Annotated in this window: 1 protein-coding gene; it reads left to right on the forward strand. The window is 35.0% G+C overall.

Annotated features, from left to right (window positions below):
* Nucleotides 1-92: 92 nt before the first annotated feature.
* Nucleotides 93-1,095 (forward strand): ISAs1 family transposase (locus tag DWX73_RS13325; protein WP_242996919.1); only part of this gene is annotated, 1,003 nt, incomplete at its 3' end.

The raw sequence follows: 1,095 nt of genomic DNA on the forward strand, positions 1-1,095 counted from the left end.
CAGGGCAACCGCATAAAAAATAGTTAATACAAAAATCATCACTTTTCTTGTATACTAAAAGAAAAGTGGTGATTTTTATGTTGCAAATGAAAATGTATTTTTCAGATTTGGTAGATAGCAGAGATAATCGAGGATTGAGACATACTCTCGTGGATATTATAGTTATGAGTATTTATGCCGTTTTATGTGGTTATACGGATGCAGAAAATATGGCATTCTTTATGAAACTTCAAGAACCATATTTTTCTAAGATGCTAGACTTGAAATATGGTGTTCCTTCTGCGGATACTCTACTCCGTGTGTTTGCAATAATAGAACCGGAGAAATTCATGCAGATGTTTTATCAATGGATTCGGGATGTTTTGTCTGCAATTCAAAAAAATAATGAATCGGAGCTACAACATATTGCTATTGATGGAAAAGCTGTCCGTGCAGCAGCAGTAAAAGGAGGAAATATCCCATATATTATTTCAGCGTATTTAGAAAACTATGGACTTTCTATTGGGCAGCTGAAAGTAGGGGAAAAGACAAATGAAATCAAAGAAATTCCAAAGCTGTTGAAAGAACTGGATATTACCGATTGTGTGATAACAATTGATGCGATAGGCTGTCAAAAACAGATTGCAAAACAAATCATAGAACAAAAAGGTCATTATTGTCTTGCAGTAAAAACAAATCAGGCAATCTTGTATGAGGAGATAAAAGAGTATTTTTCTTATGTAGAAAAAGAAGAAGCAGAAAAACTCAGTACTTATGAGACGCTCGAAAAAAATCATGGGCGGATTGAGAAACGAAAATATTGGATTTCCTCAGATATTGGTTACCTTACGGGAAAAGAAAAGTGGAAGAATCTGAAAACAATCGGTAAAGTAGAGAGCATCCGGAAAATGGATGAGAAAAGGAGTTTTGAAACGAGGTATTATATTTTAGATCAGGAAATGACCGCTGAAGAGATGTCTCGTATCGTAAGAGGACATTGGGGAATTGAAAACAATCTTCATTGGGTGTTGGATGTTCATTTTCGAGAGGATGCATGTAAAATCAAAGCAGAAAAAGCGATGCAAAATCTGTCACTGATCCGAAAGATCTGTTATA

Source organism: Coprococcus sp. AF21-14LB, assembly GCF_003458885.1.
GTDB lineage: Bacteria > Bacillota > Clostridia > Lachnospirales > Lachnospiraceae > UBA9414.